The sequence below is a fragment of the Desulfonatronovibrio hydrogenovorans DSM 9292 genome (genome assembly GCF_000686525.1).
Classification (GTDB): Bacteria; Desulfobacterota; Desulfovibrionia; order Desulfovibrionales; family Desulfonatronovibrionaceae; genus Desulfonatronovibrio; species Desulfonatronovibrio hydrogenovorans.
In genome coordinates this window covers 396,429-421,144 of sequence record NZ_JMKT01000008.1, presented here as the reverse complement: position 1 = coordinate 421,144, position 24,716 = coordinate 396,429, and the positions used below count along the sequence as shown (strand labels likewise).

22 protein-coding genes are annotated in these 24,716 nt (G+C 50.6%); all 22 read left to right on the top strand.

What is annotated here, in order from left to right:
• Positions 1-4 precede the first annotated feature (4 nt).
• Positions 5-1,165: an NADH-quinone oxidoreductase subunit D gene (locus P771_RS0103320; protein ID WP_028574016.1), complete on the top strand. Its 1,161-nt coding sequence runs from the start codon at positions 5-7 to the stop codon at positions 1,163-1,165.
• Entirely contained in the window at positions 1,162-2,136 is a 975-nt protein-coding gene (gene nuoH / locus P771_RS0103315) for an NADH-quinone oxidoreductase subunit NuoH (protein WP_028574015.1), read from the top strand. The genes P771_RS0103320 and nuoH overlap by 4 nt, the downstream gene beginning before the upstream one ends.
• Complete coding sequence (locus P771_RS0103310) at positions 2,133-2,672, top strand: 4Fe-4S binding protein (protein ID WP_035243840.1); 540 nt, start codon at positions 2,133-2,135, stop codon at positions 2,670-2,672. The genes nuoH and P771_RS0103310 overlap by 4 nt, the downstream gene beginning before the upstream one ends.
• Positions 2,673-3,182 carry an NADH-quinone oxidoreductase subunit J family protein gene (locus P771_RS0103305; RefSeq protein WP_028574013.1) on the top strand — a complete coding sequence of 170 codons (510 nt, stop codon included), beginning with the start codon at positions 2,673-2,675 and terminating at the stop codon, positions 3,180-3,182. It abuts the gene before it with no gap.
• Positions 3,179-3,487: an NADH-quinone oxidoreductase subunit NuoK gene (gene nuoK / locus P771_RS0103300; protein ID WP_028574012.1), complete on the top strand. Its 309-nt coding sequence runs from the start codon at positions 3,179-3,181 to the stop codon at positions 3,485-3,487. The genes P771_RS0103305 and nuoK overlap by 4 nt, the downstream gene beginning before the upstream one ends.
• A gap of 2 nt (positions 3,488-3,489) precedes the next feature.
• Positions 3,490-4,971 carry a monovalent cation/H+ antiporter subunit D family protein gene (locus P771_RS0103295; RefSeq protein WP_028574011.1) on the top strand — a complete coding sequence of 494 codons (1,482 nt, stop codon included), beginning with the start codon at positions 3,490-3,492 and terminating at the stop codon, positions 4,969-4,971.
• Between the two features lie 36 nt (positions 4,972-5,007).
• Complete coding sequence (locus P771_RS0103290; RefSeq protein ID WP_028574010.1) at positions 5,008-5,262, top strand: hypothetical protein; 255 nt, start codon at positions 5,008-5,010, stop codon at positions 5,260-5,262.
• Entirely contained in the window at positions 5,252-7,030 is a 1,779-nt protein-coding gene (locus tag P771_RS0103285; RefSeq protein WP_028574009.1) for a Na(+)/H(+) antiporter subunit D, read from the top strand. Before P771_RS0103290 ends, P771_RS0103285 begins: the two co-directional genes overlap by 11 nt.
• Positions 7,031-7,089: 59 nt before the next feature.
• Complete coding sequence (locus P771_RS0103280) at positions 7,090-8,634, top strand: complex I subunit 4 family protein (RefSeq protein WP_028574008.1); 1,545 nt, start codon at positions 7,090-7,092, stop codon at positions 8,632-8,634.
• Between the two features lie 114 nt (positions 8,635-8,748).
• Positions 8,749-10,122 carry an NADH-quinone oxidoreductase subunit N gene (locus tag P771_RS0103275; RefSeq protein ID WP_035243930.1) on the top strand — a complete coding sequence of 458 codons (1,374 nt, stop codon included), beginning with the start codon at positions 8,749-8,751 and terminating at the stop codon, positions 10,120-10,122.
• Between the two features lie 73 nt (positions 10,123-10,195).
• On the top strand, positions 10,196-10,711 hold the full coding sequence (locus tag P771_RS0103270; RefSeq protein ID WP_028574006.1) for a 4Fe-4S dicluster domain-containing protein: 516 nt from the start codon (positions 10,196-10,198) through the stop codon (positions 10,709-10,711).
• A gap of 28 nt (positions 10,712-10,739) precedes the next feature.
• The gene (locus tag P771_RS0103265; RefSeq protein WP_028574005.1) at positions 10,740-11,894 is read left to right on the top strand and encodes a sulfite exporter TauE/SafE family protein; all 1,155 of its coding nucleotides are present in this window, start codon (positions 10,740-10,742) and stop codon (positions 11,892-11,894) included.
• A 464-nt stretch (positions 11,895-12,358) separates the two neighbouring features.
• Positions 12,359-13,522, top strand: coding sequence for a sulfite exporter TauE/SafE family protein (locus P771_RS0103260; protein WP_028574004.1), 1,164 nt, complete (start codon positions 12,359-12,361; stop codon positions 13,520-13,522).
• A 153-nt stretch (positions 13,523-13,675) separates the two neighbouring features.
• Complete coding sequence (locus tag P771_RS0103255; protein ID WP_028574003.1) at positions 13,676-14,317, top strand: hypothetical protein; 642 nt, start codon at positions 13,676-13,678, stop codon at positions 14,315-14,317.
• A gap of 4 nt (positions 14,318-14,321) precedes the next feature.
• Entirely contained in the window at positions 14,322-15,941 is a 1,620-nt protein-coding gene (locus tag P771_RS0103250) for an FmdE family protein (RefSeq protein ID WP_028574002.1), read from the top strand.
• Between the two features lie 42 nt (positions 15,942-15,983).
• A complete protein-coding gene (locus P771_RS0103245) occupies positions 15,984-16,904 on the top strand; it encodes a phosphate/phosphite/phosphonate ABC transporter substrate-binding protein (protein ID WP_028574001.1) in 921 nt (306 codons plus the stop codon).
• Positions 16,897-18,981 (top strand): ATP-binding protein, encoded by a 2,085-nt coding sequence (locus tag P771_RS0103240; RefSeq protein ID WP_028574000.1) that lies wholly within the window; start codon positions 16,897-16,899, stop codon positions 18,979-18,981. The genes P771_RS0103245 and P771_RS0103240 overlap by 8 nt, the downstream gene beginning before the upstream one ends.
• The gene (locus P771_RS0103235) at positions 18,959-19,330 is read left to right on the top strand and encodes a response regulator (protein ID WP_028573999.1); all 372 of its coding nucleotides are present in this window, start codon (positions 18,959-18,961) and stop codon (positions 19,328-19,330) included. Before P771_RS0103240 ends, P771_RS0103235 begins: the two co-directional genes overlap by 23 nt.
• A gap of 3 nt (positions 19,331-19,333) precedes the next feature.
• On the top strand, positions 19,334-21,727 hold the full coding sequence (locus tag P771_RS16300; RefSeq protein ID WP_084301627.1) for a PEP/pyruvate-binding domain-containing protein: 2,394 nt from the start codon (positions 19,334-19,336) through the stop codon (positions 21,725-21,727).
• Positions 21,708-22,754 carry a protein-tyrosine phosphatase family protein gene (locus P771_RS0103225; RefSeq protein ID WP_051617076.1) on the top strand — a complete coding sequence of 349 codons (1,047 nt, stop codon included), beginning with the start codon at positions 21,708-21,710 and terminating at the stop codon, positions 22,752-22,754. The genes P771_RS16300 and P771_RS0103225 overlap by 20 nt, the downstream gene beginning before the upstream one ends.
• 11 nt (positions 22,755-22,765) lie before the next feature.
• Positions 22,766-23,662, top strand: a complete 897-nt coding sequence (locus P771_RS16295; protein ID WP_035243836.1) for a permease — start codon at positions 22,766-22,768, stop codon at positions 23,660-23,662.
• Between the two features lie 73 nt (positions 23,663-23,735).
• Positions 23,736-24,671 carry a TIGR03943 family putative permease subunit gene (locus P771_RS0103215; protein WP_028573997.1) on the top strand — a complete coding sequence of 312 codons (936 nt, stop codon included), beginning with the start codon at positions 23,736-23,738 and terminating at the stop codon, positions 24,669-24,671.
• Positions 24,672-24,716 lie beyond the last annotated feature (45 nt).

Sequence of the window (24,716 nt, the reverse complement as noted above, 5' to 3'; positions counted from 1 at the left end):
TGTAATGAATCTGGATCTGCGTTTAAACACCAGCGGAGATTACTACGCAAGAAAATTTCAGCCCACTCAGCGAGAGGACACCCTCATCCTGAACATGGGCCCTCAACACCCATCCACCCACGGAGTTCTGCGGGTACTGCTGGAAATTGACGGTGAGTACATTGTCCGGGCCGAGCCTGTACTGGGATATATCCACCGCATGCACGAAAAAATGGCCGAGGTCCGGACATATGTCCAGTATCTGCCCAACATGGGCCGGGCTGACTACCTCCACGCCCTGGCCTGGAACTGGGCCTATGTAGGGGCCGTGGAAAGACTTATGGGGATCGATGTCCCGGAACGGGCCGAGTTCATCAGGGTCATTACCTGTGAACTTAACCGAATCAACTCTCATCTGCTGTGGTGGGGAGCCTACCTTCTGGATCTGGGGGCCTTCACCCCCATCATGTATGCCTTTGCCGACCGGGAAAGGGTCATGGATATCCTTCAGCGGATTACCGGAGCCAGACTAACATACTGTTACTACAGGTTCGGAGGGGTCTCAGCCGACATTGATGACCGGTTTATTACCGAGGTCCGGGAATTCTGTCTGGATATGGAAGAAAGGCTCAAACTTTTCAAATCCCTGGTCACTGACAACATCATTCTGCGTAAACGGGTGGAGGATATCGGCCACATCGATGCTGAGACCTGCAGACTATACGGAGCAACAGGTCCGGTCCTTCGAGGGTCTGGTATTGAATACGACATCAGGAGAGCCGAACCCTATTCGGTTTACCACCGTTTTGACTTCAAAGTACCGACTTACGATGAAGGCGATGCCATGGCCAGATACATGGTCCGGATGGAAGAGATAGAGGAAAGCATCAACATCATTACCCAAGCTCTGGACGCCCTGCCCCAGGGCCAGCACATCAACCCTCTGGCCCCCAGAAGACCCTGTCCACCAAAAGGGGATATATATTTTGCAGTTGAAAGCGGACGAGGCAAGGTGGGAATCCACCTGGTCAGCCATGGCGGCGAATCACCTTATCGCCTGAAACTCCGGGCTCCGAGCTTTTCCAATTTGAGCCTCTTTGCCGAGGTGTCTGCAGGCACCCTTCTGTCGGATGCCGTGTCCATACTCGGAAGCCTGGATTTGGTCATCCCGGAGATAGACAGATGATTGAGTTAATTCCAACCCAGCTGATTATCATTGCTGTAGGTCTGGCCGCCATCATGGCCTTCATCGGGCTCAACGGGCTGGTCCTGGTCTACCTGGAAAGAAAGGTCGCCGGATTCATCCAACGAAGGCCAGGACCATACGAGGTAGGACCATACGGCCTTCTTCAACCCCTGGCAGACGGTCTCAAACTGGTGGGCAAACAGATGTTCACTCCCTCTGGAGCGGACAGCTTCCTTTACTGGCTGGCACCCATGCTGTCCATGGCCCCGGTATTGGTCTGCTTTCTGGCCATTCCCTTTGGTCCGCACCTGGCCATTTTCAGTGATCTCAACGTCGGACTGATCCTGATCCTGGCCTTTACCGGCATAAATGTCCTGGCCCTTTGTCTGGCCGGATGGGCCTCCCAGAACAAATACGCCCTGCTCGGCGCGGCCAGGGATATTTCACAGTCCGTTGCTTATGAAATCCCGCTCCTTCTTTCAGTCCTGCCCATTGTTTTTATGACCGGCACATTCAATCTGTACGAAATATCAGCCGGACAGGGTTCATGGCCCTGGCAATGGCACGTCTTCACCCAGCCTCTGGCCTTTGTGATCTTTTTCATCTGTGCCTTAGCAGAAACCAACAGGGCTCCCTTTGATCTGCCCGAGGCTGAAAGTGAGCTTACAGCCGGATTTCATACTGAATACTCGGGAATGGGATTTGGAGTATTCTTTCTGGCTGAATATGCATATATGATCATCGCCTGCAGCCTGGCAACCGCCCTTTTTCTGGGTGGGTGGAACGGACCGGTAATCTCGGGATGGTGGTGGTTCCTGGCCAAGGTTTACCTGCTGCTCCTGGTCATGATGTGGTTCAGATGGACCTATCCCAGGGTCCGCTTTGACCAGCTTCTGAATCTCTGCTGGAAATGGCTGATCCCCCTGACAGTCATCAACCTTCTAATTACAGCCCTGGTGGTGGCTTTATGATCAAAACTCTGCGTGAGGCCCTGACCGGCGTTTGGAGCATGCTGGTAGGACTCAAGATCACCGGAAAAAACTTCTTTCAGCCCCAGATCACAGTTCACTATCCAAGAAAAACTGTTGAATCTCTTGAAGGATACAGGGGACACATTGAACTGGTTCCTAAAGATGATGATCCCGCTGCCACTAAATGCATTGCCTGCGGGACCTGCTACCAGCTTTGTCCTTCAAGCTGCATCAACCTGCGAACCAGGCAGCAGCCTTCAGGATCAAAGCAGATGCTTCCTCCTCACCCGGACATGGCTTTTCTGCCTCTGGAACTAAAGCAGAAATTCATCCATCCCCATGAAGTGGTCCGGGAACCGGAGTCCTTTCACCTGGATTACAACTACTGCAGTCTGTGCGGCCTGTGTGTCCAGAACTGCCCGGCCAATGCCCTGCGTTTTTCCAGTGACGTCTACCTGGCCGGATACAGCAGGCAGGAATTTGAATACGATCTTCTGGCCAGATTACGGTATCAGGCCCAAAAAAAGGAGAATTAAATGGAAAACCTGGCCTACATAGTCCTTTTCGGACACATAACATTCATTGTTGTCGGCGGGTTTATGACGGTGCTGGCCCAGAGTCTTGTCCGGGCCCTGCTGGGGCTTATCATGACTTTGTTTGGTGTTGCCGGACTTTACTTCCTCATGGCCGCCCCGTTTATCGGACTCATGCAGATACTTATCTATGTGGGGGCAGTCAGTGTCCTGATTTTCTTTGCCATCATGCTCACCCAGGCCTGGTCAGGCGGAGACGAAGCCAAACCAAAATCCAGAAAGACTTTTGTCTACGCCCTGATGGGGGCCATAGCTCCTGCCGTATTTCTGGGCATGGCAGTTCTTAGGACATCTCCGCCATCAATTTTTACTCCTGAAGAAACCGATGTAAAATTACTGGGACGCTTTCTCTTGGAACCCTATATCCTGCCCTTTGAGCTTATTTCCCTGCTTCTAACAGTGGCCATGGCCGGCGCAGTCATCCTCGGCTTTGAGAGGAGGAAACAAAGATGAGCCCCATGACCATCTATCACCTTGTTGCGATTTTCCTGCTTTGCCTGGGACTGTTCGGAATAATGTACAGAAGGACTCTGGTGGGCATGATCCTGGGAATTGAACTTATGCTCAACGGAGCAGGCTTAAGCATCATGGCTTCTGCCCAGCTCACCCCAACACCAAATGAAATCGGTCAGATCGGAACCCTTCTGGTAATGGGTATAGCAGCTGCAGAGGCCACCCTGCTCCTGGCCATACTGCTGGTGGTTTCCAAACGGTTCAAGAGTGTCGAGGCTGCAAAACTAACCACCATGAGAGGATAGTAATGACTGAGATTAGCTCATCTTCCTATGTGCTTCTCCCGCTGCTGATCACCCTGATTGCTCCTTTTGCCGTCTGGTACTTCAGAACGAACATCAACCACAGGGAGTCGGTATCCTTCATTGCCGGTGCAGCAACTTTTCTTTCTGTTCTGTATCTTGTCCCCAAGGTTCTGGCCGGAAACATATATACCTACACCCTGTTCACCATTCTTCCAGGGATAACCGTATCCTTTGCAGCTGACGGACTGGCCCTGATTTTCGCCCTGGTTGCTTCCTTTTTGTGGATATTTGCCACAAGCTACAACATCGGATACATGCGCTCCCTGAACGAACACGCCCAGACCAGATATTATTTCTGTTTTGCTGTGGCCATTTTCGGCGCCATGGGCGTGGCCTTCAGTGCCAACATCTTCACCCTTTATCTTTTCTACGAAATCATCACTGTCTTCACCTACCCCCTGGTCGCCCATCATCAGGATAAAGAGGCTTACAGTGGGGCCAGAAAATATCTGGTCTATCTCATGGGTACCTCCAAGCTTTTCCTGTTGCCGGCCATGATTATGACTTATGTCCTGTGCGGAACACTGGATTTCCACCTGGGCGATATGGTGCAGGGTATTTTCCCTGATGACGCTCCTGCTCATTGGGTCGTCCTGACCTATATCCTCTACATAGCAGGACTGGCCAAGGCTGCCATCATTCCCCTGCACAACTGGCTTCCCTCGGCCATGGTTGCACCTACTCCAGTATCCGCCCTGCTGCACGCTGTAGCAGTTGTCAAGGCTGGTGTCTTCTCCATCTGCAGGGTCATCCTTTCCGGCTTCGGTCTGGAAACCATGGATTCCTTGTACCTGGGCATTCCCACTGCATACGTGGCTGCATTCACCATTGTGGTCGCATCCATCATAGCCTTAACCAAGGATGACCTTAAAGCCAGGCTTGCCTATTCAACCGTCAGTCAGCTCTCCTATGTGGTTTTGGGGGTTGCCCTTCTCACTCCCCTGGCTGTTGCCGGTGGAACCATGCACATTGCCCACCACGCATTCAGCAAGATCACCCTCTTTTTTGGAGCTGGGGCCATATATGTAGCTACCCATCATAAAAAAATCAGCATGATGTCGGGACTTGGCAGGAAAATGCCATGGACTTTCGGTGCCTTTGGCATAGCCGCCCTTAGCATGATCGGGGTCCCGCCTGTGGCTGGATTTGCCTCAAAATGGTACCTGATCACAGGAGCCATGGGAGCAGGACAGATCATTATCGTTTTTGCCCTGATGGCCAGCACTGTTCTTAATGCTGCTTATTTCGGGCCCATCATCTATAAGGCTTTCTTTGAAAAGCCGGTGTCTGGGGTCAACCTGGATGAATATCGTGAAGCCCCCATGACCATGGTGGTTCCCCTTTGTCTGACTGCGACTATCTCAGTCATCCTGGGTGTCTACCCACAAATATTTCACCAGTTTATCGCTTTGCTGGGCGGCTAGACTCTGGAAAGAAAATTCACAAGGGAGTTTAATGACATGGATCTGGTCAAACTGATCGACTATCTGAGAGACAGGCAAAAAACCCTGATCAGAATATCCTATGCAGTACTGGGGTTGCTGGTGGTTTTTGACGCCTTGTTCCTGGACAAGGCCAAGGCGCACACATGGATGGAAAAGCTGCCCGGCTTCTGGTCGATTTTTGGTTTTGTTGCCTGTGTGCTGATAATAATTCTTTCCAAATGGTACGGTCATCTGGGGATCATGACCAGGGAGGACTACTATGACAAGTGAGATCTTTGTTCACCCGGCTGTGATCCTCGGCCTGGGTGCTCTGCTCCTCCCTCTGTTCAAAGGCCAGGCCAGATCAGTGTTTCTGCTGGCCGTTCCCATCCTGGCCTTTGGCGCAGTCCTCTCCATGAGCCAGGGAACTTACGGCATATTTCACTACATGCAATGGGAAGTCGTGTTTGGCCGGGTGGATCGGCTCAGCCTGGTCTTTGGCTATATCATGACCCTCATGTGTATCATCGGCACCCTGTACGGGCTGCATGTCAAAGACAACGGTCAGCATATAACTGCCTGGCTTTACGTGGCAGGTTCCCTTGGGGTGATTTTCTGCGGCGATTTTTTGAGCCTGTTCCTGTTCTGGGAAGTCATGGCTTTTTCTTCGGTCTTCCTGGTCTGGTACCGAAAAACCGATTCTGCTCTGGCTTCAGGATTCAGGTATCTGCTGGTTCACGGATTCGGCGGCGTGGTCCTTCTGGCCGGGATAGTCATCCACTATCAGAACACCGGAGACCTCTCCTTTGTTCATCTCAACGTGGCTGAACCCAACCTGGCCATTTATCTGATCATGATCGGATTCATCCTCAACGCTGCTGTTCCCCCCTTGCATGCCTGGCTGCCTGACGCCTACGGCGAAGCCACTGTGATGGGATCGGTTTTCATGTGCGCCTTCACCACCAAAACTGCGGTCTACGCCCTGGCCAGAGGTTTTGCTGGCATGGAAATTCTGATTCCTCTGGGCGTAATCATGGCCTTGTACGGAGTTGTTTATGCTGTTCTGGAAAATGACTGCCGCCGGCTGCTGGCTTACCATGTAATCAGCCAGGTGGGGTACATGGTCGCAGGAGTGGGAATAGGGACCCAGCTGGCCATCAATGGAACCGTAGCCCACGCCTTTGCCCATATCCTGTACAAAGGACTTCTGTTCATGGGTTGCGGCGCGGTCCTGCACATGACAGGCAAGAGCAAATTCTCTGACCTGGGCGGTCTGTACAAAAAGATGCCCTGGACCTTTGTCTTCACCCTGATCGGCGGGCTGTCCATATCCGCATTTCCACTGTTCAGCGGGTTTGTCAGCAAATCCATAATCGTTGCTGCAAGTTTTGATGAACACATCTACTGGGCTGCATTTCTGCTGACCCTGGCCTCGGCTGGGACCTTCCTGCATACCGGACTCAAGGTTCCTTATTTCATCTGGTTCGGTAAAAACAATTGCAGCAAGGAAACCTGGGAAAAAGCCAAGGATCCATCATGGAACATGAACGCAGCCATGGCTATCGCCTCAGTGCTCTGCATTTTCATCGGTATTTACACCCCTTATCTCTATAACATGCTTCCCTACGGGATCGATTTCCAGCCGTACACCATGTACCACTTCATGGAAGTGATGCAGATCCTGCTTTTCACGGCCCTGGGATTTTTCCTGCTCATCAAAAAACTGGCCCCTGAACCAACCATCAGCATTGACCTGGACTGGTTCTACAGGATCGGTTCCAGAAAGTTCATAGGGTTGGCCAACAAGCCGGTAGCTTCCACCGACTCTGTCTGGTCAGAGGTATATAGAAAGATCGGGCTGGCTGGCCTTATGGGCCTGGCCAAAGGTTCATCCCAGTTTGACCGGGATGATATTGACCGGGTTGTTGACGGGACCGCTTATGGAGTTTTGAGGATAGGGAAAAACATTAACAGGACCCAGACCGGATATATTCAGGAATATCTAGGCATTGCCGTATTTCTGGCCCTTATTGTGGCTGCCTTTGTTTTCTTTTTATAACAATCATGATCAATGTTTAATGGACTGATCAACATACCTTAAACTTGGAGCCGTTACCAATGAATTCAAGCTGGCCGGTACTCAGCACCTTGATTTTCTTCCCCCTGGCTGCATCAGTTCTTCTGGTGTTCATCCGCAGGGAACTGGCAGTCCGCCAGGTGTCGCTGGCAGTGGCCTTTGTGCAAATTCTCCTGGCCCTGCCACTATTGAAATTCAGGCTGGGATATGCAGACTTCCAGTTTGTGGAGCTATATTCCTGGATACCCCATTGGAATATAAACTACCATATCGGGATTGACGGCATAAGCTTCCTTATGGTCCTGCTGACCGTCCTGCTTTTGCCCTTTTGTGTACTCTGCTCCTGGACTTACATTGGACAGCGGGTCAAAGAATTCCACATCTGCATGCTGCTCATGACTGCAGCCTGTATCGGAGTCTTTGTTGCCCTGGATTTTGTCCTGTTCTACATCTTTTGGGAAGTGATGCTGGTCCCCATGTTCCTGCTGATAGCAGTGTGGGGCGGCCCGGAAAAGAAATACGCTTCTCTGAAATTCTTCATCTACACCCTGGCCGGAAGTACTCTTCTGCTGGTAGCCATTGTCGCCTTTTACGTGGCAGGAGGCACCTTCTCCATTCCTGAACTAATTGCCAAGGACTTTTCATTCAGGTTTCAGGCCTGGACCTTTCTGGCCATGGCCCTGGCCTTTGCCATCAAAGTACCCATGTTTCCATTCCACACCTGGCTGCCGGCAGCTCACGTCCAGGCTCCCACAGCCGGCTCAGTCCTTCTGGCCTCTGTTCTGCTGAAAATGGGAACCTATGGATTCATCAGGTTCTGTCTGTCCATGACCCCTGATGCCAGCGTCTACTTTGCCCCCCTCATGATCGGGATCTCCATTGCCTCCATTATTTACGGCGGCTTGGTGGCCCTGGGACAGAACGACATGAAAAAGCTCATTGCTTATTCATCAGTCGCCCATATGGGGTTCGTAACTCTAGGCATATTTGTCCTCAACGTCCGCGGGCTGGAAGGCGCGGTTATCCAGATGATCAACCATGGCATTACCACCGGAGCACTGTTCATGCTGGTGGGAGCCATATACGAACGCAGCCACAGCCGGGAGATAAAGGATAACATGGGCATAGCCAGGTTTCTGCCAGCCTATATCTTCTTTTTTGGATTGTTTTCCCTGTCCTCCCTGGCCTTTCCAGGAACCAACAGCTTCGTAGGTGAAGCATTGGTCCTGATTGGAGCCTTTGAACACAGCCTGATCATTGGGCTTTTAGCGGTGCCTGGAGCCCTTCTGGCTGCAGCCTACATGCTGAGGCTACTGCAAAAACTGGCTTATGGAGAACCAGTGGTGGAAAAAGCCAGACAATGGAAAGACCTGAACTTCAGGGAGTGGGCCTATCTGCTTCCCCTGGGTGTACTGGTCCTGTACATCGGTCTGGCTCCGACCCTGGCCCTCAAGACTATGACTCCGTCCATTGAAAAAGTCCTGGGCTACATCCAGGCCAGCAATGATAATATTACCTTGGAAGCAGAGCATCAGACAAGTCTGGCCGGATTGCTGGAGGAAAAAAACTTGAGCCTAAAAGAGTGAACTCTTTGGGCCGAATCCGCCTTAAAGACACAGGGAATATAATGATCTCAGAAGGATAAAAGGAGAAAGACCTTGCTGAATTTCAACCCCCAACTCATAATTCCAGAACTGTACATGGTCGGGCTGCTGAGCATCCTGTTTGTGCAGAGTATAAGCCAAAGACTAAAGGACAAGACCGAGTGGGTGCCCTATGCAGCTTTTGCAGGTGCGTTCATTGCCTTGTTCTCCTTTGGCCAGTCAGACTTCATGTTCTATCACTCCTATAAAATTGACGGTCTTTCCCAGTTCTTCAAGTTCATGATTTTTCTGGGCCTAGCCATCTGCAGTGCCAACGCCATAAAAAACCAGTCCATGGGCAAGGCCAACCGGGCCGACTACTTCTTTTTCATGTTCATGAGCTCCTTTGGCCTGCTTCTCCTTTCCAGCACTGTTGAACTTTTCACCATATACATTTCTCTGGAACTGGCTTCATTCAGCCTGTATATTCTTCTGCCTTTACGCAACAGCGATCCCAGAGCAGTGGAAGGCACCATAAAATACGCCCTTTTCGGAGCCGTTGCTACAGCCATAGGACTTTACGGAATCTCCTATATCATTGCCGGACAGCACACCACTTACATTCATGCTTTGGCCACCATGAGCTGGTCCTTTTCTGAACAGCCCATGGCTTTGATCGGACTGGGAATGTTTCTGCTGGCCTTTGTGTATAAACTGGCCCTTTTCCCCTTTCATTTCTGGGCTGCCGACGTCTACCAGGGTGCCAGCAATGAAACCGCTGCTTTTGCCGCCACCCTGCCCAAACTGGGGGCCATTATTGTCCTGGTCAGGCTCATGGCCTTTAACCCTGGAATGGAAGTCAAGACAATGCTGGCCATCTTTGCAGCTCTTTCCATGACCATTGGCAACCTGGCCGCCCTGAACCAGAGGGACATCAAAAGACTTCTCGGCTATTCCAGTGTGTCCCACGCCGGTTTCGTCATGATGGGCCTGGTGGCCGGAGGGAGTTACGGCCTGGCTGCGGCCTCTTATTACGCCCTGGTCTACATGATAATGAATCTGACCATTTTCTGGGTCATAACCAGACTTTCGGACAATGGACGCAACGTATATGTCAACGATCTCAGGGGACTGTATAAAAGTTCACCGGTCCTGGCCTTTGTTCTGGCAGTGGCTGCCTTTGCCCTGGTAGGCCTGCCGCCTACTGCTGGGTTTACCGGCAAACTCTTCCTGCTTAATTCAGCCTGGGGCGAAGGTTTTTACTGGCTGGTCATTGTGGCAGCCATCAATACTGCATTGGCCATATACTATTATCTCAATCTGGTCCGTCACGCCTACACCCTGGATCAGGTTGTACCAGCAAAAATAAACATTTCTCCGGCCGGAACCTCCATTGCCATGGCTCTGGCCCTTGGAGTTCTGTACCTGGGTCTGCTCCCCCAGAACATCTTTAACCTGCTTTTACGGGCCGGCAATTTTCTTCTTTATTGACCTGCCCAGGGAGTGCATTTTTTTGTGATGCTAATTGATCTTTACATAAAAGAGGGGTAATCAGGAGGTAACCATGAGTAACTATTTCATTAAAATCGATCAGAAAAGGTGCATCAGCTGCAAGGCCTGTGAAGTGCACTGCAAGGCCAAGAACAAGGTTCCTGCAGGAGCAAGGTTTGGCCAGTTGATTTCAGTAGGTCCGGTCAAAAAAAAGGATCAGCCCAGGTATCTGACCCTGTTCATGCCCTGTTTTCATTGTGAGAACCCCTGGTGCGTATCTGCCTGCCCCACCGGCGCTATGACCAAGCGAGAACAGGACGGAATTGTTTTTGTCAACCAGGAGCTCTGCGTGGGCTGCAAGGCCTGTATAGTAGCCTGTCCCTGGAAAATACCTCAATGGGACGAGGTCAACGGCCGGGCCATCAAGTGCGACTACTGCCGGGACCGGGTGGACCAGGGGTTAAAGCCTGCATGCGTAACCGGCTGCACCACTCACGCCCTTTCTTTTATCAAGCCCAATGAGGCATCGTCCCAGACCCGACTGGATTATGCCACCCAGATTCTTTTGTCTGAACAGGAAAGAGGTTAATCATTCACATCTTATTAAGGAGGGAGTCATGCCCAAAAAACTTTTTTTAATCAGCTTTCTCGTGCTCGTAATGCTTACCCTGGCCTTGGGTGGAACAGCCCTGGCCGACCGGCTGACTGAAGGCATCAACCAGGGAATTGCCTCTGGTGTTGTCAACCCAGGGGATGAACCCGGCTATCTGGGTATCCCTGGAGGTCCCCAGATCAACCTGATTCTGGCTTTTTTGTGGGCCATCTGGGTTGGCTGGATATTCTCCACTGTGGGAGCCTTTGGCGGAATCATGGCCGGTATCGGACACATCACCATTTACGGACTGGGCAACTATGCTCAGGGCTTCAGAGAAACCGCTCCCACCCTTAACAGGTCGGTTACAGACTCCATCCGGGTTTCCAACCAGTTCATGGTGGGCTTGAGCGCCCTGGTTTCCACTTTTAACTACCTCAAACTCGGCCGGCTGGTCTGGCCTGTGGGTATCTTTCTGGCAGCCGGGTCAATCCTGGGCAGCTGGCTGATCCCCACCCTTACTGCTGGCAGAATTTCCTTCAGAGAGTACGTCGGGTACTTCGGTATTTTTGTCCTGGTCCTTGGTATCTATATGCTTTATGAAACCACTCCGGCCGGTCAGAAGAGAAAGAAAAAAGCCAAGGAAGCAGCCCAGGCCTTTGAAGCCACAATGAAGAAAAAGAGGGCCGGCGAAGCCGTAGATACCACTGAACTCGGCGTGAAAGTAATTTCCATGAACCTGAAAAAGGTCGCCTTCACCTTTTACGGTGTTGAATTCTCTTTTAATCCTATTTTTCCCATTGTGGGCGGATTTATCATCGCTGCCATTGCAGCCTTTCTGGGTGTCGGCGGCGGGTTCATGCTGGTGCCGTTTCTGACCAGCATTGCCGGTCTGCCCATGTATCTGGCTGCAGGCACATCAGCCATGGCCGTTCTCATCGGCATGATAACCAGTATCCTGAGCTATATGGTGGCCGGGGTTCTGGTTCACTGGCCCCTAATCGGAACCCAGCTGGTGGGCATTGTGGTCGGGTCCATGATTGGCCCCAGGACCTCTCAGTATATCCCTGACAAGGTCCTGACCAGGATCTTCATAGTTCTGGCCTTTTACGTAGGTCTTAACTTCATGGCCAGAGGTTTCATCGGCAAGGACCTTATCCAGCTCATTACCGGAGGCTAACAAAGCCCCTAGTAAAAAAACTGTCTTTACAAGGGTATCTTAACTTATAATCAAGGCTGGGGCGACCATTTGGCCGCCCCAGCCCAAAATGGACAACAGTCCTTTTTTTTGAAAATTATACTAAATAAATGCTTAAATAAAAATGGACTTGGCCGCTACCTCTGGCAAAGCATGACTCCCCAGTCAAGGTGACGGTCAAGTCTTTTTTTATAAGTTTAAATGGCAATCTTCCGTCAGCCTTCACTGAGAAGGCCTTCCTGATATCCTTTGTGATCACTCAGTAATCACTTAGCACAGGAAAGTTAATGGCATAGTCTGATTGTAATTGTTATTACCACCTTCAAGGAATGTCTCAAATAACGAATCGGAAAAATCCCTTCCTGTGACATTTCCAGGAAGTCCTGGACAACTCAAATTAGTAAGTACTTTATTTTTAAAAAATTATAGCCAACTCTGGAGGACTCATGCGCTTACTTTCAGCAACTGCAGCTGCTGTTATTCTAATGGCTTTATCTATTATTGCTGTTCCGGACATGGTTAATGCCGATGCACTAACCCAGGCCATACTGGAGACACCATCTGGAACCGGGCCAGGACAGATTGATCCAAAAGCAGAGCCAGGTTATCTTGGGATTCCCGGTGGGCCTCAGGTCAACCTGATTCTGGCTTTTTTCTGGGCCATCTGGGTTGGCTGGATATTTTCCACGGTGGGAGCCTTTGGCGGAATCATGGCCGGCATAGGGCATATAACCATATATGGGCTTGGCAACTATGCTGACAGCTTCAGAAATACATCTCCCGGCCTGAACAGAACCATCACCGATTCCATCAGGGTCTCAAACCAATTCATGGGAGGATTGTCAGCTTTGGTCTCAACCATAAATTACCTAAAGCTGGGAAGGCTGGTCTGGCCGGTTGGCCTGGCTCTGGCCCTGGGCTCCATCCTCGGAAGCTACCTTGTGCCCACCCTGACTGCAGGCAAAGTGTCCTTCAGGGACTATATAGGATATTTCGGACTTTTTGTCCTTCTTCTCGGTTGCTGGATGCTTTACGAAACAACTCCTTCCGGTCAGAAGAGAAAGAAAAAGGCCAAACAGGCTGCCCAGGCCTTTGAAGCAACCATGAAAAAGAAAAGATCCGGTCAGACCATTGACACCAAAGAACTAGGAGTCAAGGTCATGAGCATGAACCTGAAAAAGATTGTCTTTACTTTCTTTGGAGTTGAATTTTCCTTTAATCCGCTGCTTCCGGTAATGGGAGGCTTTGCCATTGCCTCCATTGCAGCTTTTCTCGGAGTGGGCGGAGGTTTCATCCTGGTGCCTTTTTTAACCAGTGTAGCAGGCCTGCCCATGTATCTGGCTGCAGGTACATCAGCCATGGCCGTTCTCATTGGCATGCTGACCAGCATCACCAGCTACATGCTGCAGGGAGTGATGGTCCATTGGCCCCTTATCGGAACTCAGCTGGTGGGCATTGTTGCAGGCTCCATGGTCGGACCCAGGACATCCCAATACATTCCAGACAAAATCCTGACCAGAATCTTTATAATTCTGGCCTTTTATGTCGGCCTGAACTACATGGCCAGAGGCTTTCTGGGTAAAGATATCATCGGCCTCATCTTCGGCTGAGTCAGCCTGATCCCTGATCAATCAGGGGCGACTCCACAAACTGTGGGGTTGCCCCTTTTAATTTGAGAGACTATCAATTATAATAAAATAATTCAGAAATGATCAGCCACCTGCTGCTTCAGGGACCAAAACCTTTTTTTACAGGGAACAGATATGGACATTTGGAATCAGCTCTACGTCTGGATCGACTCCATGCTCATTGCCCCGTTCAGGGTCTTTGAGATCCCGATATTGGGTTTTTATTTCGGAACCTTGATCCTCTGCATCTGGTGCATCCTCCTTGGAGAGCTGACCTTTAGACTGGCAGCCTTGGTCAACAGTTCTTATATGAACAGGCTGCGTGCTCAGGCCGTCAGAATGCACAACCTGTCCATCAAGGCCATCGTCCTCAAGGACAAGGATAATTTCCGAGCTTGCAACAAGGAAGCCAATGAAGCATTTGGCAAATATTTCTTTAACATGATTACCCAGGGAGCGGCTTTCTTATGGCCGGTCCCCTTTGCCCTGGGCTGGATGGCCACCAGGTTTACCGGGGTTGAATTCGAACTGCTCTTCAGCCTTCCTCTTATTGGAAACACAGTTGGTTTCGCTGCTGTACTTATTCCCATGTATATCCTGTGCCGGATATTCTGGGGCAAGCTCAAGCCGCATCTGTTCTTTTTCAACAAGGACCCGGGAATAGGTCTGGATCAGGGCGAAGAAGAAATGATCAAGTGGGAAGACATTAATAAATACCGGGGCCTGCCTGAAAGATTCTGGCAGAATCAGGATAAACCCGAACTAAACAAAAGGTAACCAGATGCAGATCGGAACTTATAATTTTGATGAATTTATTGAGGTTGTCAGAAACTTTCACGGAAGCCCGGCTCCAGGGATAATCATTGGCGGGATGATGGTGGACATGGCCCGGGAAAACCTCCCCCCGGACACCATTTTCGATGCCATTGCCGAGACCCCCAAATGTCTGCCCGACGCCATCCAGATTTTGACCCTGTGCACCATCGGCAACGGCTGGCTGAAGATCATCAATCTGGGAAGATACGCCCTGACTTTTTACGACAAGTACAATGGAAAAGGGATCCGGGTTTACATTGACCTGGAAAAACTGAAAAAATGGCCTGAAATACATGCCTGGCTCCTGAAATTGAAGCCCAAGAAAGATCAGGACTTTGACCAGCTCATGTCTCAGATCAAAGAGGCTGGTCAGGGCATGTTTTCAGCCAGCCCCGTCCAGGTGGACCTAGACCAGCTTTCCAGGAAGAAGATGGCTGGTATCGTCATCTGCCCCATCTGCCAAGAGCCCTTTCCCGGCAACGATGGTGCCGCCTGCAGAGGATGCCACGGAGACAGTCCCTACCTGGAGCAGATGGAATGCCCTCCCGAGCCTGACCTGGAAAAAATCCCCCTGGAAAAGGCTGTCGGCCGGGAAGCAGTCCATGACATGACCGGCATTGATCCGGAAGCAGACTTTAAAGGGCCGGTCATCAAGAGAGGACAGGAGATAAGTATCGGCGACATGTGCAGGCTGCAGCAGATTGGCAGGCAGAACATATTCTCCGGCCCTCCTCCAGACCAGGAAAAATGGATTCATGAAGACCAGGCAGCCATGGGGTTTGCCCGGGCCATGGCTGGACCCGGTGTTGTCTATGATCTGCCTCCCAGGGAAGGCAAGATTGATTTCAAGGCAGAAAAGAACGGACTGCTGGTTATAAATAAGGACAACCTCCTGGCCTTTAACCTGGTTCCTCAGGTCATCTGCGCTTCAAGACAAAACCATGTCATGGTCAATAAGGATACTGTCATTGCAGGGACCAGGGCAATTCCCTTGTATCTTTCCAGATCCAGCTATGAAAAGGCAATGCAGGTCCTTGAAGCCGGGCCCCTGCTTCAGGTCCTGCCCCTGCCCTCAGTCAAGGCTGGGCTGCTCATAACCGGGACAGAAGTATATGAAGGCATCATCAAGGACCGGTTTGAACCCATCATCACAGACAAGGTCCAGAAGCTGGGTTCAGAAGTAATCAAAACCGTCATCTGCCCTGACAACCGGGAAAAGATCAAAGATTCCATCAAGGATCTTCTTGCTTTTGGATCTGAACTCATTGTCACCACAGCCGGCCTGTCAGTGGACCCTGATGACGTGACCAGGAAAGGGATTGAAGATGCAGGAGCCCAGGATATCCTTTACGGTGCGCCCATCCTGCCCGGAGCCATGACCATGCTTACCAGGATAGACTCTGTGCCTGTCATTGGGGTTCCGGCCTGTGCCCTTTATTTCAAGACGACCAGCTTTGACCTGCTTTTGCCCAGGATATTGGCCGGAATCAAATTAACCAGGCTGGATCTGGCTCAGATGGCGGACGGTGGACTGTGCCTGGCCTGCAAGTCCTGCACATACCCCAAGTGTCCGTTCGGAAAATAGGTCTAAACCAGGGAAAAACTCAAAACCCAGATGGGGATCACCATGCCCGGCAAGCTGCCGTATTTTTTTATCCTCCTGTCTGTCTTCATCTTTTCTTCCTGCACGGACAGGGAAGAGGCAACCAAGGTGTCTCTGGAAAAAAGAGAGGAGATTACTTTCAGGCCCCAACTCCCGGCTCTGACCTATGCCTATCTCCCCCAGTACTCCCATACCGAATCCTTTCAGCGCCATCACCGGCTGGTGGAATACCTGTCAGAACAGACCGGGCTGCCCATCAGGCAGGTTTTTCCAGACACCTTTGACGATCATATCAATATGTTCGGTCAGGGAAAGATCGATATCTCCTATTCCAACCCATTTATTTACGTCAAGCTGGCCAACCGGTTCGGAGCCAGAGCCATGACCAGAATCATCGAAGAAGACGGACAGGCGGAATTCCGGGGGCAGATTATTGCCCGGGCTGACAACCATGACATCAACACCATTGAAGACTGCCGGGGTAAATCATGGGTTGCTGTTGATCCTTCGTCAGCAGGCGGCTATCTGTTCCCTCTAGGGCATTTTGTGGACCACGGCATAGAACTAAATGATTTCAGAGAAGTAGTCTTTGCAGGTGGAAGGCAGGAAAATGTGATCCTGGGCGTACTGGCCGGACTCCACGATATTGGGTCCATCAGGGAAGGTTCCTTGAGCGTTGTTGAGGATAAAATTGACATCAACCAGATTAAAATCATCGACAACACCAGGTCTTACCCCGGATGGGTCTACGCCTACAGTCCCTGGCTTCCTGAAGAGATTGTCCAGCAGATCAGGGACGCCATGCTCAACCTGGACTACGAGCATGACCACGAACACAGAGCCATTCTGGAGGCTGCCAGATTTATCGGCTTTATTCCCTCTGATGATCAGGATTTTGATCCGGTCAGAGAACTGAGCCAAAAAGTAGGACTGGAACTTGACTAGACTATTGCCCGACTTTCTGCATGGTCTGAAATTCAGGACCAAAATTACCCTGGGTGTGGCAGGCATGCTGGTTTTCTGCGGACTGGGCATTGGTATCATCCTGTCCAACATGTCTTCTAAAGCCCTTCTGGAGGAAGGCAGAAAAAGAGGCATGGCCCTGACTTCCGGGCTGGCCTTCCGCATGGCTGAACCCATACTGGCCATGGACTTCCTGCAGATGAAGAATCTCATCGACAATGTCCATGGCCAGTATGAGGACGTTGTTTACGTATTTCTGACCGATGCCAGCGACAACATCCTGTCTCACACTTTTTCCGGTGGGTTTCCCACTGATCTGCTCACTGTCAACCTGGACGGTAACGAGACCCAGCCGGTTCTTTTGTCCACTGAACAGGGGCTGATTTATGACTTTAACGCCAAAGTGGCCTTGGGAGAGAGGAACCTTGGTACGGTCCGGCTGGGCCTGTCCAGGAGTGAAATGGACGCCCAGATCCACCGTCAAAGACTTACCAGCCTGTTCAGCACCCTGGGAGTGGTGGGCCTTGGAGTTCTTCTGGCTTCCTGGTTTTCCCGCACAGTTACTTATCGTCTGAACAGACTGAGGGAGTCGGCCGAAGAAGTGGTCATGGGCAACCTTGATGTCCAGGCCGGGTTCAATCTTGATCAAAACTGCTGGCAAATCATGAATTGCCAGCGCAAAGAATGTCCGGCCTATGGAGATGTCAAGCGCCGCTGCTGGTATCTGGCCGGGACCCTTTGCCCGGACTGCAAGGACCGTGAATACCCGTATAAGATGGATTCGTGCAGGTCCTGTCCAGTGTACAAGCATAATTTTGGAGATGAGATCCAGGATCTGGCCGAGGCCTTTGACGTAATGGCCATCACCATAAAAACCCATATTGAGGAGTTGACTGAGCGGGAAAAGACCATTGCCAGGCAGCAGGGGCTTTTAAAGACCATCATGAATGTAACCCCGGATTTTATCACCCTGCAGGACAAAGACTTGAGGTACAAGTTCGCCAGCAAGGCCTTTTGCGATTATTTTCACCTCAAGGAAAACGAGGTGGTGGGCAAGACCGATTTTGATATCTTTTCCGGACAACAGGCTGACCTCAACTATCATGAGGATATGCAGATCCTCATTACCGGACAGGCCCTGTCCAAAGAAATAACCTTTGATCGTCCCGAAGGCCGGAAATGGCTGCATGTGATCAAGGTCCCGGTATATGATCAGGATGAGAGCATTATCGGGCTGCTGCTGACTGCCCGGGACATAACCATGCTTAAAAAATATCAGGAACAGCTCATCCAGTCCCAGAAGATGGAGGACCTGGGCCGTCTGGCCGGGGGTGTGGCCCACGAAATCAATACTCCCCTTGGAATCATCCTCGGCTACGCCCAGCTGCTCATGGAAGACATTGAAGATGAAGACCTTTTGGATGACCTGAAAATAATTGAAAAACAGACCAAGGTCTGCCGCAAGATCGTGGCTGATCTCCTTGGCTTTTCCAGATATTCCCAGTCAGCCACAGAAACCGTGGATGTCAATGAATCCATCCAGGAAGTCATAAAGCTGGTGGAACACATCTTTTCCCTCAACCATATCAAAATCCTTAACGACCTGGACAGACACATCCCCCCCCTGACCGGAGACAAGGAACGTCTCAAGCAGGTCTGGCTCAACATGCTCAATAATGCAGCCGATGCCATAGGACAGGATGGTGCCATCTACATCAAATCCAAGCTCTGTGCCCACAGACAGAGACTGGTGGTCAGCATCGCTGACACCGGCAAGGGCATTGAGGATGAAAATTTAAGCAAGATATTTGATCCCTTTTTCACCACCAAGCAAGTGGGCAAAGGAACCGGCCTTGGACTTTCAGTCTCCTTTGGAATAATCAAGGATCACGGAGGAAAGATATCCGCCCTCAGCCCTCCCCCGGTTGAATACCTCCCGGACGACTTTCCCAGATCCGAACACTTTGGTCCTGGCACAGTCTTCATCATTGAACTGCCCCTGGACCATGATCAAGAAACAGACACGGAGGATAAAAATGGCGAACATTGCCGTACTTGACGACGTATATGATGCTGGAATCCTTGTAAAAAGAATTCTGAAAAGAAAAGGACATACAGTCCATCCCTTTACCGAAGAACAGGATTATCTGTCATTCATTGGTCAGGAGCCGGTGGAACTGGCCATTTTGGACATAAAACTAAAAAAACTGAGCGGGGTTGAAGTCCTTGAGGAGAGCAAAAAGATCTCCCCCCAAACCAAAGTGATCATGCTGACTGGATTCCCCACCATTGAAACAGCCCAGAGGTGCCTCCAGTTGGGAGCTGATGAATACCTGGTCAAGCCCATTGACAAACATGAACTGGAGGAAAAGGTTGAAAAGGTCCTGAACGAAAAGCAATCCGGTTAAAAAATGTGGGTTACCCAGCTCTTAAGTTACTGGTCAAGACAGGTATTTGCTCCAGGGACCCTGTTGCGCATGAAATACCAGTATTTCAGGGATCTCCTGGCCCTGGACCGCTACTGTCTGGAAAAGATGGCCGAGATAGAGGAGATCCATTACAGGAGTCTGCCCTGTGACTATGCCAGGGTGGTCAGGCTTTGTCATGAACTTGATCAGGGTGTTGGCAAGCTGATTAAAAGCATCATCGCCCTGAATCCCCTCCGCTACCGGACCTTAAAGGACTACCACCGCAAGGTTTCCTTTTATCTGGACCTTGCCCTGAGCATAAATTCTCCGGAAATTGAATCGCCATATGTTATCGGCCTGGATCAGGACCTCAAGGAAGAGCTTGTCGGAGGAAAAGCCCTGAATCTGGGTATCATCAAAAACCAGGGCTTTCCTACGCCCAGAGGCTTTTGCGTTACCACCAGTGCCTTTAACTCCATTGTCTCAGCCAATGTGCTCCGGCCCAAAATCAACGAGGTCCTGAGCAGGGTCTGTCTCGACTCCATAGAAGACTTTGAAAAAAGATGCCGGGACATCCAGGGGCTGGTCATGGAAGCTGTCATTCCCGACCATGTTTGGAAAGAACTGGATGACCAGCTGGAAAGGTTCAGGGAATCCCGTCTGGCAGTCCGCTCCAGTGCCTTTGGTGAAGACAGTGACCTGAGTTTTGCCGGGCAGTACAAAAGCCTGCTCAAGGTTGAGCCCGAGGCATTTGCCGACGCTTACAAGCAGGTCCTGGCCAGTAAATACTCACCCAGGGCCATAACCTACCGGGTTCACGCCGGCCTTCCCGACGAACTTTTGCCAATGGCTGTCCTGGTCCTGGAAATGGTGGATGCCAGGGAAAGCGGAGTAGTGTACTCCTCTGGAGTCAAAGACAGTGATGAAATGGGGATCTATATTGTCTCCGGTCTGGGAGACAAGCTGGTCAGTGGTGAAATCAAGGCCAGGGAATATTTCATCAGAAAAAACCAGGATTTTGATTTTTCCAGGGACCTGCCCTTTTATCTGAAAGACCTTTACAAGCATGCCCTGAATCTGGAGAAACTCTTCAATAAACCTCAGGACATAGAGTGGGTGGTGGCCAAGGATGACACTCTGCTCCTACTGCAGACCCGACCACTCCACGCCATCAAGCCTGACAATGATTCTCCCAGTCTGGACCTTCCTGTGCTGGCCAAAGGGGAATGGGCCAGTCCGGGACTGGTCAGCGGAAAGATCTTTATTCTGGATTCAAAGGAAGATATCTCCAGGATTCCTGAAGGCAGTATTGTGGTTGCCGGCGGACTTTATCCTGAACTCACAGCCGCTCTGAACATCCTTGGGGGAGTAATTGCCAGGGAAGGAAGTGCTGCCAGCCATTTTGCCACCATTGCCAGGGAAGGATCGGTCCCGGTCATCATAAATATTGCCAAATCCCTGGACATTTTCAAAAACGGTCAGCTGGTCACCCTGGATGGAAACAGGGGCATTGTGCATGATGGCAAGGCTGAGCCAAGAATGCTCTTTTCGGCCAAAAAAAAGACCTGGCTCACCCAAAGGATGAAAAAGGTCCTGGACAACGTCTCCACCCTGAACCTCAAGGATGCTGAATCAGAAGACTTTACTCCCCAGAACTGCCGCTCCATGCATGATCTTATCCGGTTCACCCATGAAATGGGAGTCAGGGAGATGTTTGCTCTGGCTGACCGCAAAGGCAGGGGGCTTTATCAGTCCAAGGTCCTGGAGCTGGAAATCCCTCTGGTCTTCAGGGTCCTGAACCTGGAGCAAGGATTGACCGAACAAGGGGATTCCCAGACCTCAGTCTCCATGAGTGATGTGACCTGCAAACCTTTTCTGGCCATGTTCCAGGGACTCAGCCACGAAAAGATCAAATGGGATGAAAACATAAAACACTTTGACTGGGAGGAGTTTGACAAAGTCAGCGCTGGTGTGTTTGATCCCACCAAGTCTTCCCTTTTAAGCAGCTACGGCTTGCTGGCCAGAGACTACATGCACTCCCTGATCCGGTTCGGCTACCATTTTGTGGTGGTTGATTCCCTGCTCGGGCAGGAAAAGGAGCAGAACTATATCCAGTTCAGCTTTAAAGGTGGCGGGGCAGAGGAATCCCAGAAGGTGATGCGCCTGGAGACCATCAGGCTGGTCCTGGAAAAATTCGGATTCAGCATCGAAGTACGCGGAGACCTGCTCAAGGCTGAGTTCAACCGGGAAAGCTATGAGGAAACCGAAAAAAGACTGAAGGTTGTCGGATTCATCCTCGGCAGGACCAGACTCAAGGACATGAGCATGAACCAGGAAAAGATTGAAAAAATGGCCAGGGAATTCCTGGAGGAGATTAATGAAGTTCTGGGCAATTAAAAAATCACCTCAAGATGACTTTCTCAGCTGGGTCACACCCAGTCTGGCCGTTGGTCACGCACCCATGTCCTATGACCATCTGGACCGCCTGAAAAAAGCCGGAATAGACTCCATAATCAATTTGTGCGCAGAATTTCCGGACTTGCCTTTGATTGAACAAAAAGCAGGATTTGATGTTTACTATCTGCCCATAGAAGATGAGGAAATTCCAGAAATGGAAACCATGGACGACGCCCTGGAATGGATCGATGAATCCATATACCTGGGTAAAAAAGTCCTGGTTCATTGCAGACATGGCATAGGCCGAACCGGAACCATAGTTTCAGCCTATCTCCTGCGCAAAGGACTGAGTGCCAAACTGGTCCAGAAAAAGCTGAAAAAATTCCGCTCAAAACCTGCCAGTTACTGCCAGTGGCAATTACTCAGAAAATACGGACGCAGCCAGTGCCCTCTAAAGACCCGGGAGCCAAGCCTGGAACACAGGAACATCGTTGATCTGAATCCTTTTTTCAACGATCTGGAGGTACTGCTGAACAGGATAGAACGCGAAATCTCCGCAACCGGCAGATTATGTGGCCGGGAACACATGCTTTGCTGCCGGGAAAAAGTGGAGGTCAGCTTTGTGGAGGCTGTCTATCTCTCCCATAAAATGAATACAATGCTTTCCAGGGAAAAAAGGCATCAACTCATCAGCCTGGCCGTGGACGTTCTCGGGACAAGAGAAGCCTCGGGTAAAGGCACCATTGTCCAGGAAGACAAGACCCTTTGTCCGCTGAACATGAACAGGAAATGTTTTTTTTATGACCAGCGCCCCCTGGCCTGCAGACTTTACGATTACAAAGGCCTTGGCAGGAAAGAAAGAAAAAAGCTGCTCAGCGACGTCAGGACCATTTCTGAAAACCTGTTTCTGGCTTTCAGCGGGAGTTTTCTGAAGCAGGAAATGGTTTTCGATTTGAATGAGGTCATATCCGGCAAGTACGTTCAGAAATTTTTCTACGCCCTCATGGATGACGGCAAGGATAAGTAACCGGGGGAGTTTTGGAAGCATTGCATACTGCCGGGATGGTCTTCCTGAGCATCATTTTTGAATCAGCCCCATTCATCCTGATGGGGGCTTTTTTCTCTTCCCTGGTCCTGATATTTATTCCCAAAGAATTCTTTAAGAAATACCTCCCGGCAAACCCGCTTTTGTCCATTCCTCCGGCTCTGATCCTCAGCGCAGTCTTTCCTGTATGCGAATGCGCCATCATTCCAGTCATCCGGGGGCTGGTCCGTAAAGGAATGCCTTTATGCGCAGGAGCCGTATTCCTGGTGGCTGCACCCATTCTGAATCCAATTGTTTTGGCCTCCACTTTTTACGCCTTCAGATCCGACCTGCAGGTGGTGGCTCTCAGGTTTGGTCTGGCCGCCTTTGTGGCCCTGATAGTGGGTCTGCTGGTCTACTTTTTCCTGGAATCCAGAAAAGAGAGGTTTATACCCAGGGAACTTACCATGTCTTTTGAGACCGAACCTAAAAACAGGCTTTTCAGTTGGGGATCATGGAAAAAAATATTTGACCATACTGTTGATGAATTCTTTACTGTGGGAAAATACTTTATCCTGGGCGCTGGCATTGCCTCTCTCTTTCAGGTTTTCTTAAGTCAGCAGGCGGTATTTAATCTGGCTGAGTCTGCCTATGTTTCTCCCCTGATCATGATGTTCATGGCCTATGTCCTGTCGTTGTGCTCAACTGCCGACGCCTTTGTGGCCGCCTCGTTTGCAGCAACATTCCCCACCATGTCCATCGTAGCCTTTCTGGTCTTCGGCCCTATGCTGGACATAAAAAATACGGCCATGCTCCTGGGTTATTTTCCGGTCCGTTTCGTGGCTGTATTTATTGCCTCAGTCGTTCTGACGGTTTATGTTTCCGTTGTGATAATGCAGATGATCTTTTAAAACTTCCAGCAATTGGCCCCCTGGCAACTGTCGGGGACCTGGATCCATAAAAACCTACTGACAATCATTAGACATGCTAAAAGCCCTGATTCTTCTTTTTCTGGCCATCCTCCAGGTCAGACTCATTTATACTGGAGACATCCTTTTTTATCTGGCCCCCCAGATGCTTTCGTTTTTTTATTTTTCTACCTTCAGCCTCCTCTTTCTGGCCGCTTTCAAATCCCTGACCATTCTGGCTGAACAGCGACCGAACCATGAACACGCCATGGGCTGTGGATGCATTGAAGGTCACGAATCCAAATCTGGGCAAAAGATTATGTACGCTTTGTTCAGCTTTCCCCTGGTGCTGGGCTTTCTGCTTCCTCCAAAACTGCTGGACAGCACCCTGGCTGCAAAAAAAGGGATCATCTTCCACCAGGTCCCGGCAAGAAAGACCCCTGACCCCCAGCCTGATCCATATGCCCGGAACGGGGAGATTGACCATCAGTGGTGGGAGGAATACGAGTTTGAAATTCAGGCTTCCAGGGCCGAGGGACTTCCCGAGGAACAGCAGATCCTCAAGGAAGAGCTTGGGCTCTGGTACGATCAGGAGTACTACTCCCGGTTGGCCGGTGAACTGCTGACTCAAAACAGGATCATTGTCCAGGACAGGGGTTTTCTGGATATCATGCTGGTCATCTCAGCCTACCAGCACTATTTTCAAGACAGGGAGATTCAGCTGACTGGCTTTGTGTACCGGGATCTTTCCATGAATGAAAACGAGCTGGCTGTAACCAGAACCGCCATCACCTGCTGTCTGGCAGATGCCACTTTCTATGGAATCCTGGTCCGGGGTAACGGGATTGACAGTTTTGAGCAGGATTCCTGGGTCACAGTCACAGGCCTGATTGATCAGGACCTGGTTTTTGGCCAGAACATGCTCATGATCAGGGCTCTGGAGATTAAAGAAGTCCCCCCGCCAGACACTCCCTATGTTTACCCTTATCTTTACAGGCAATACATGCCCTGATTCCTCTGTTTTTTTCTTGACCTCCAGCCCATGTCTTTGTTAGCT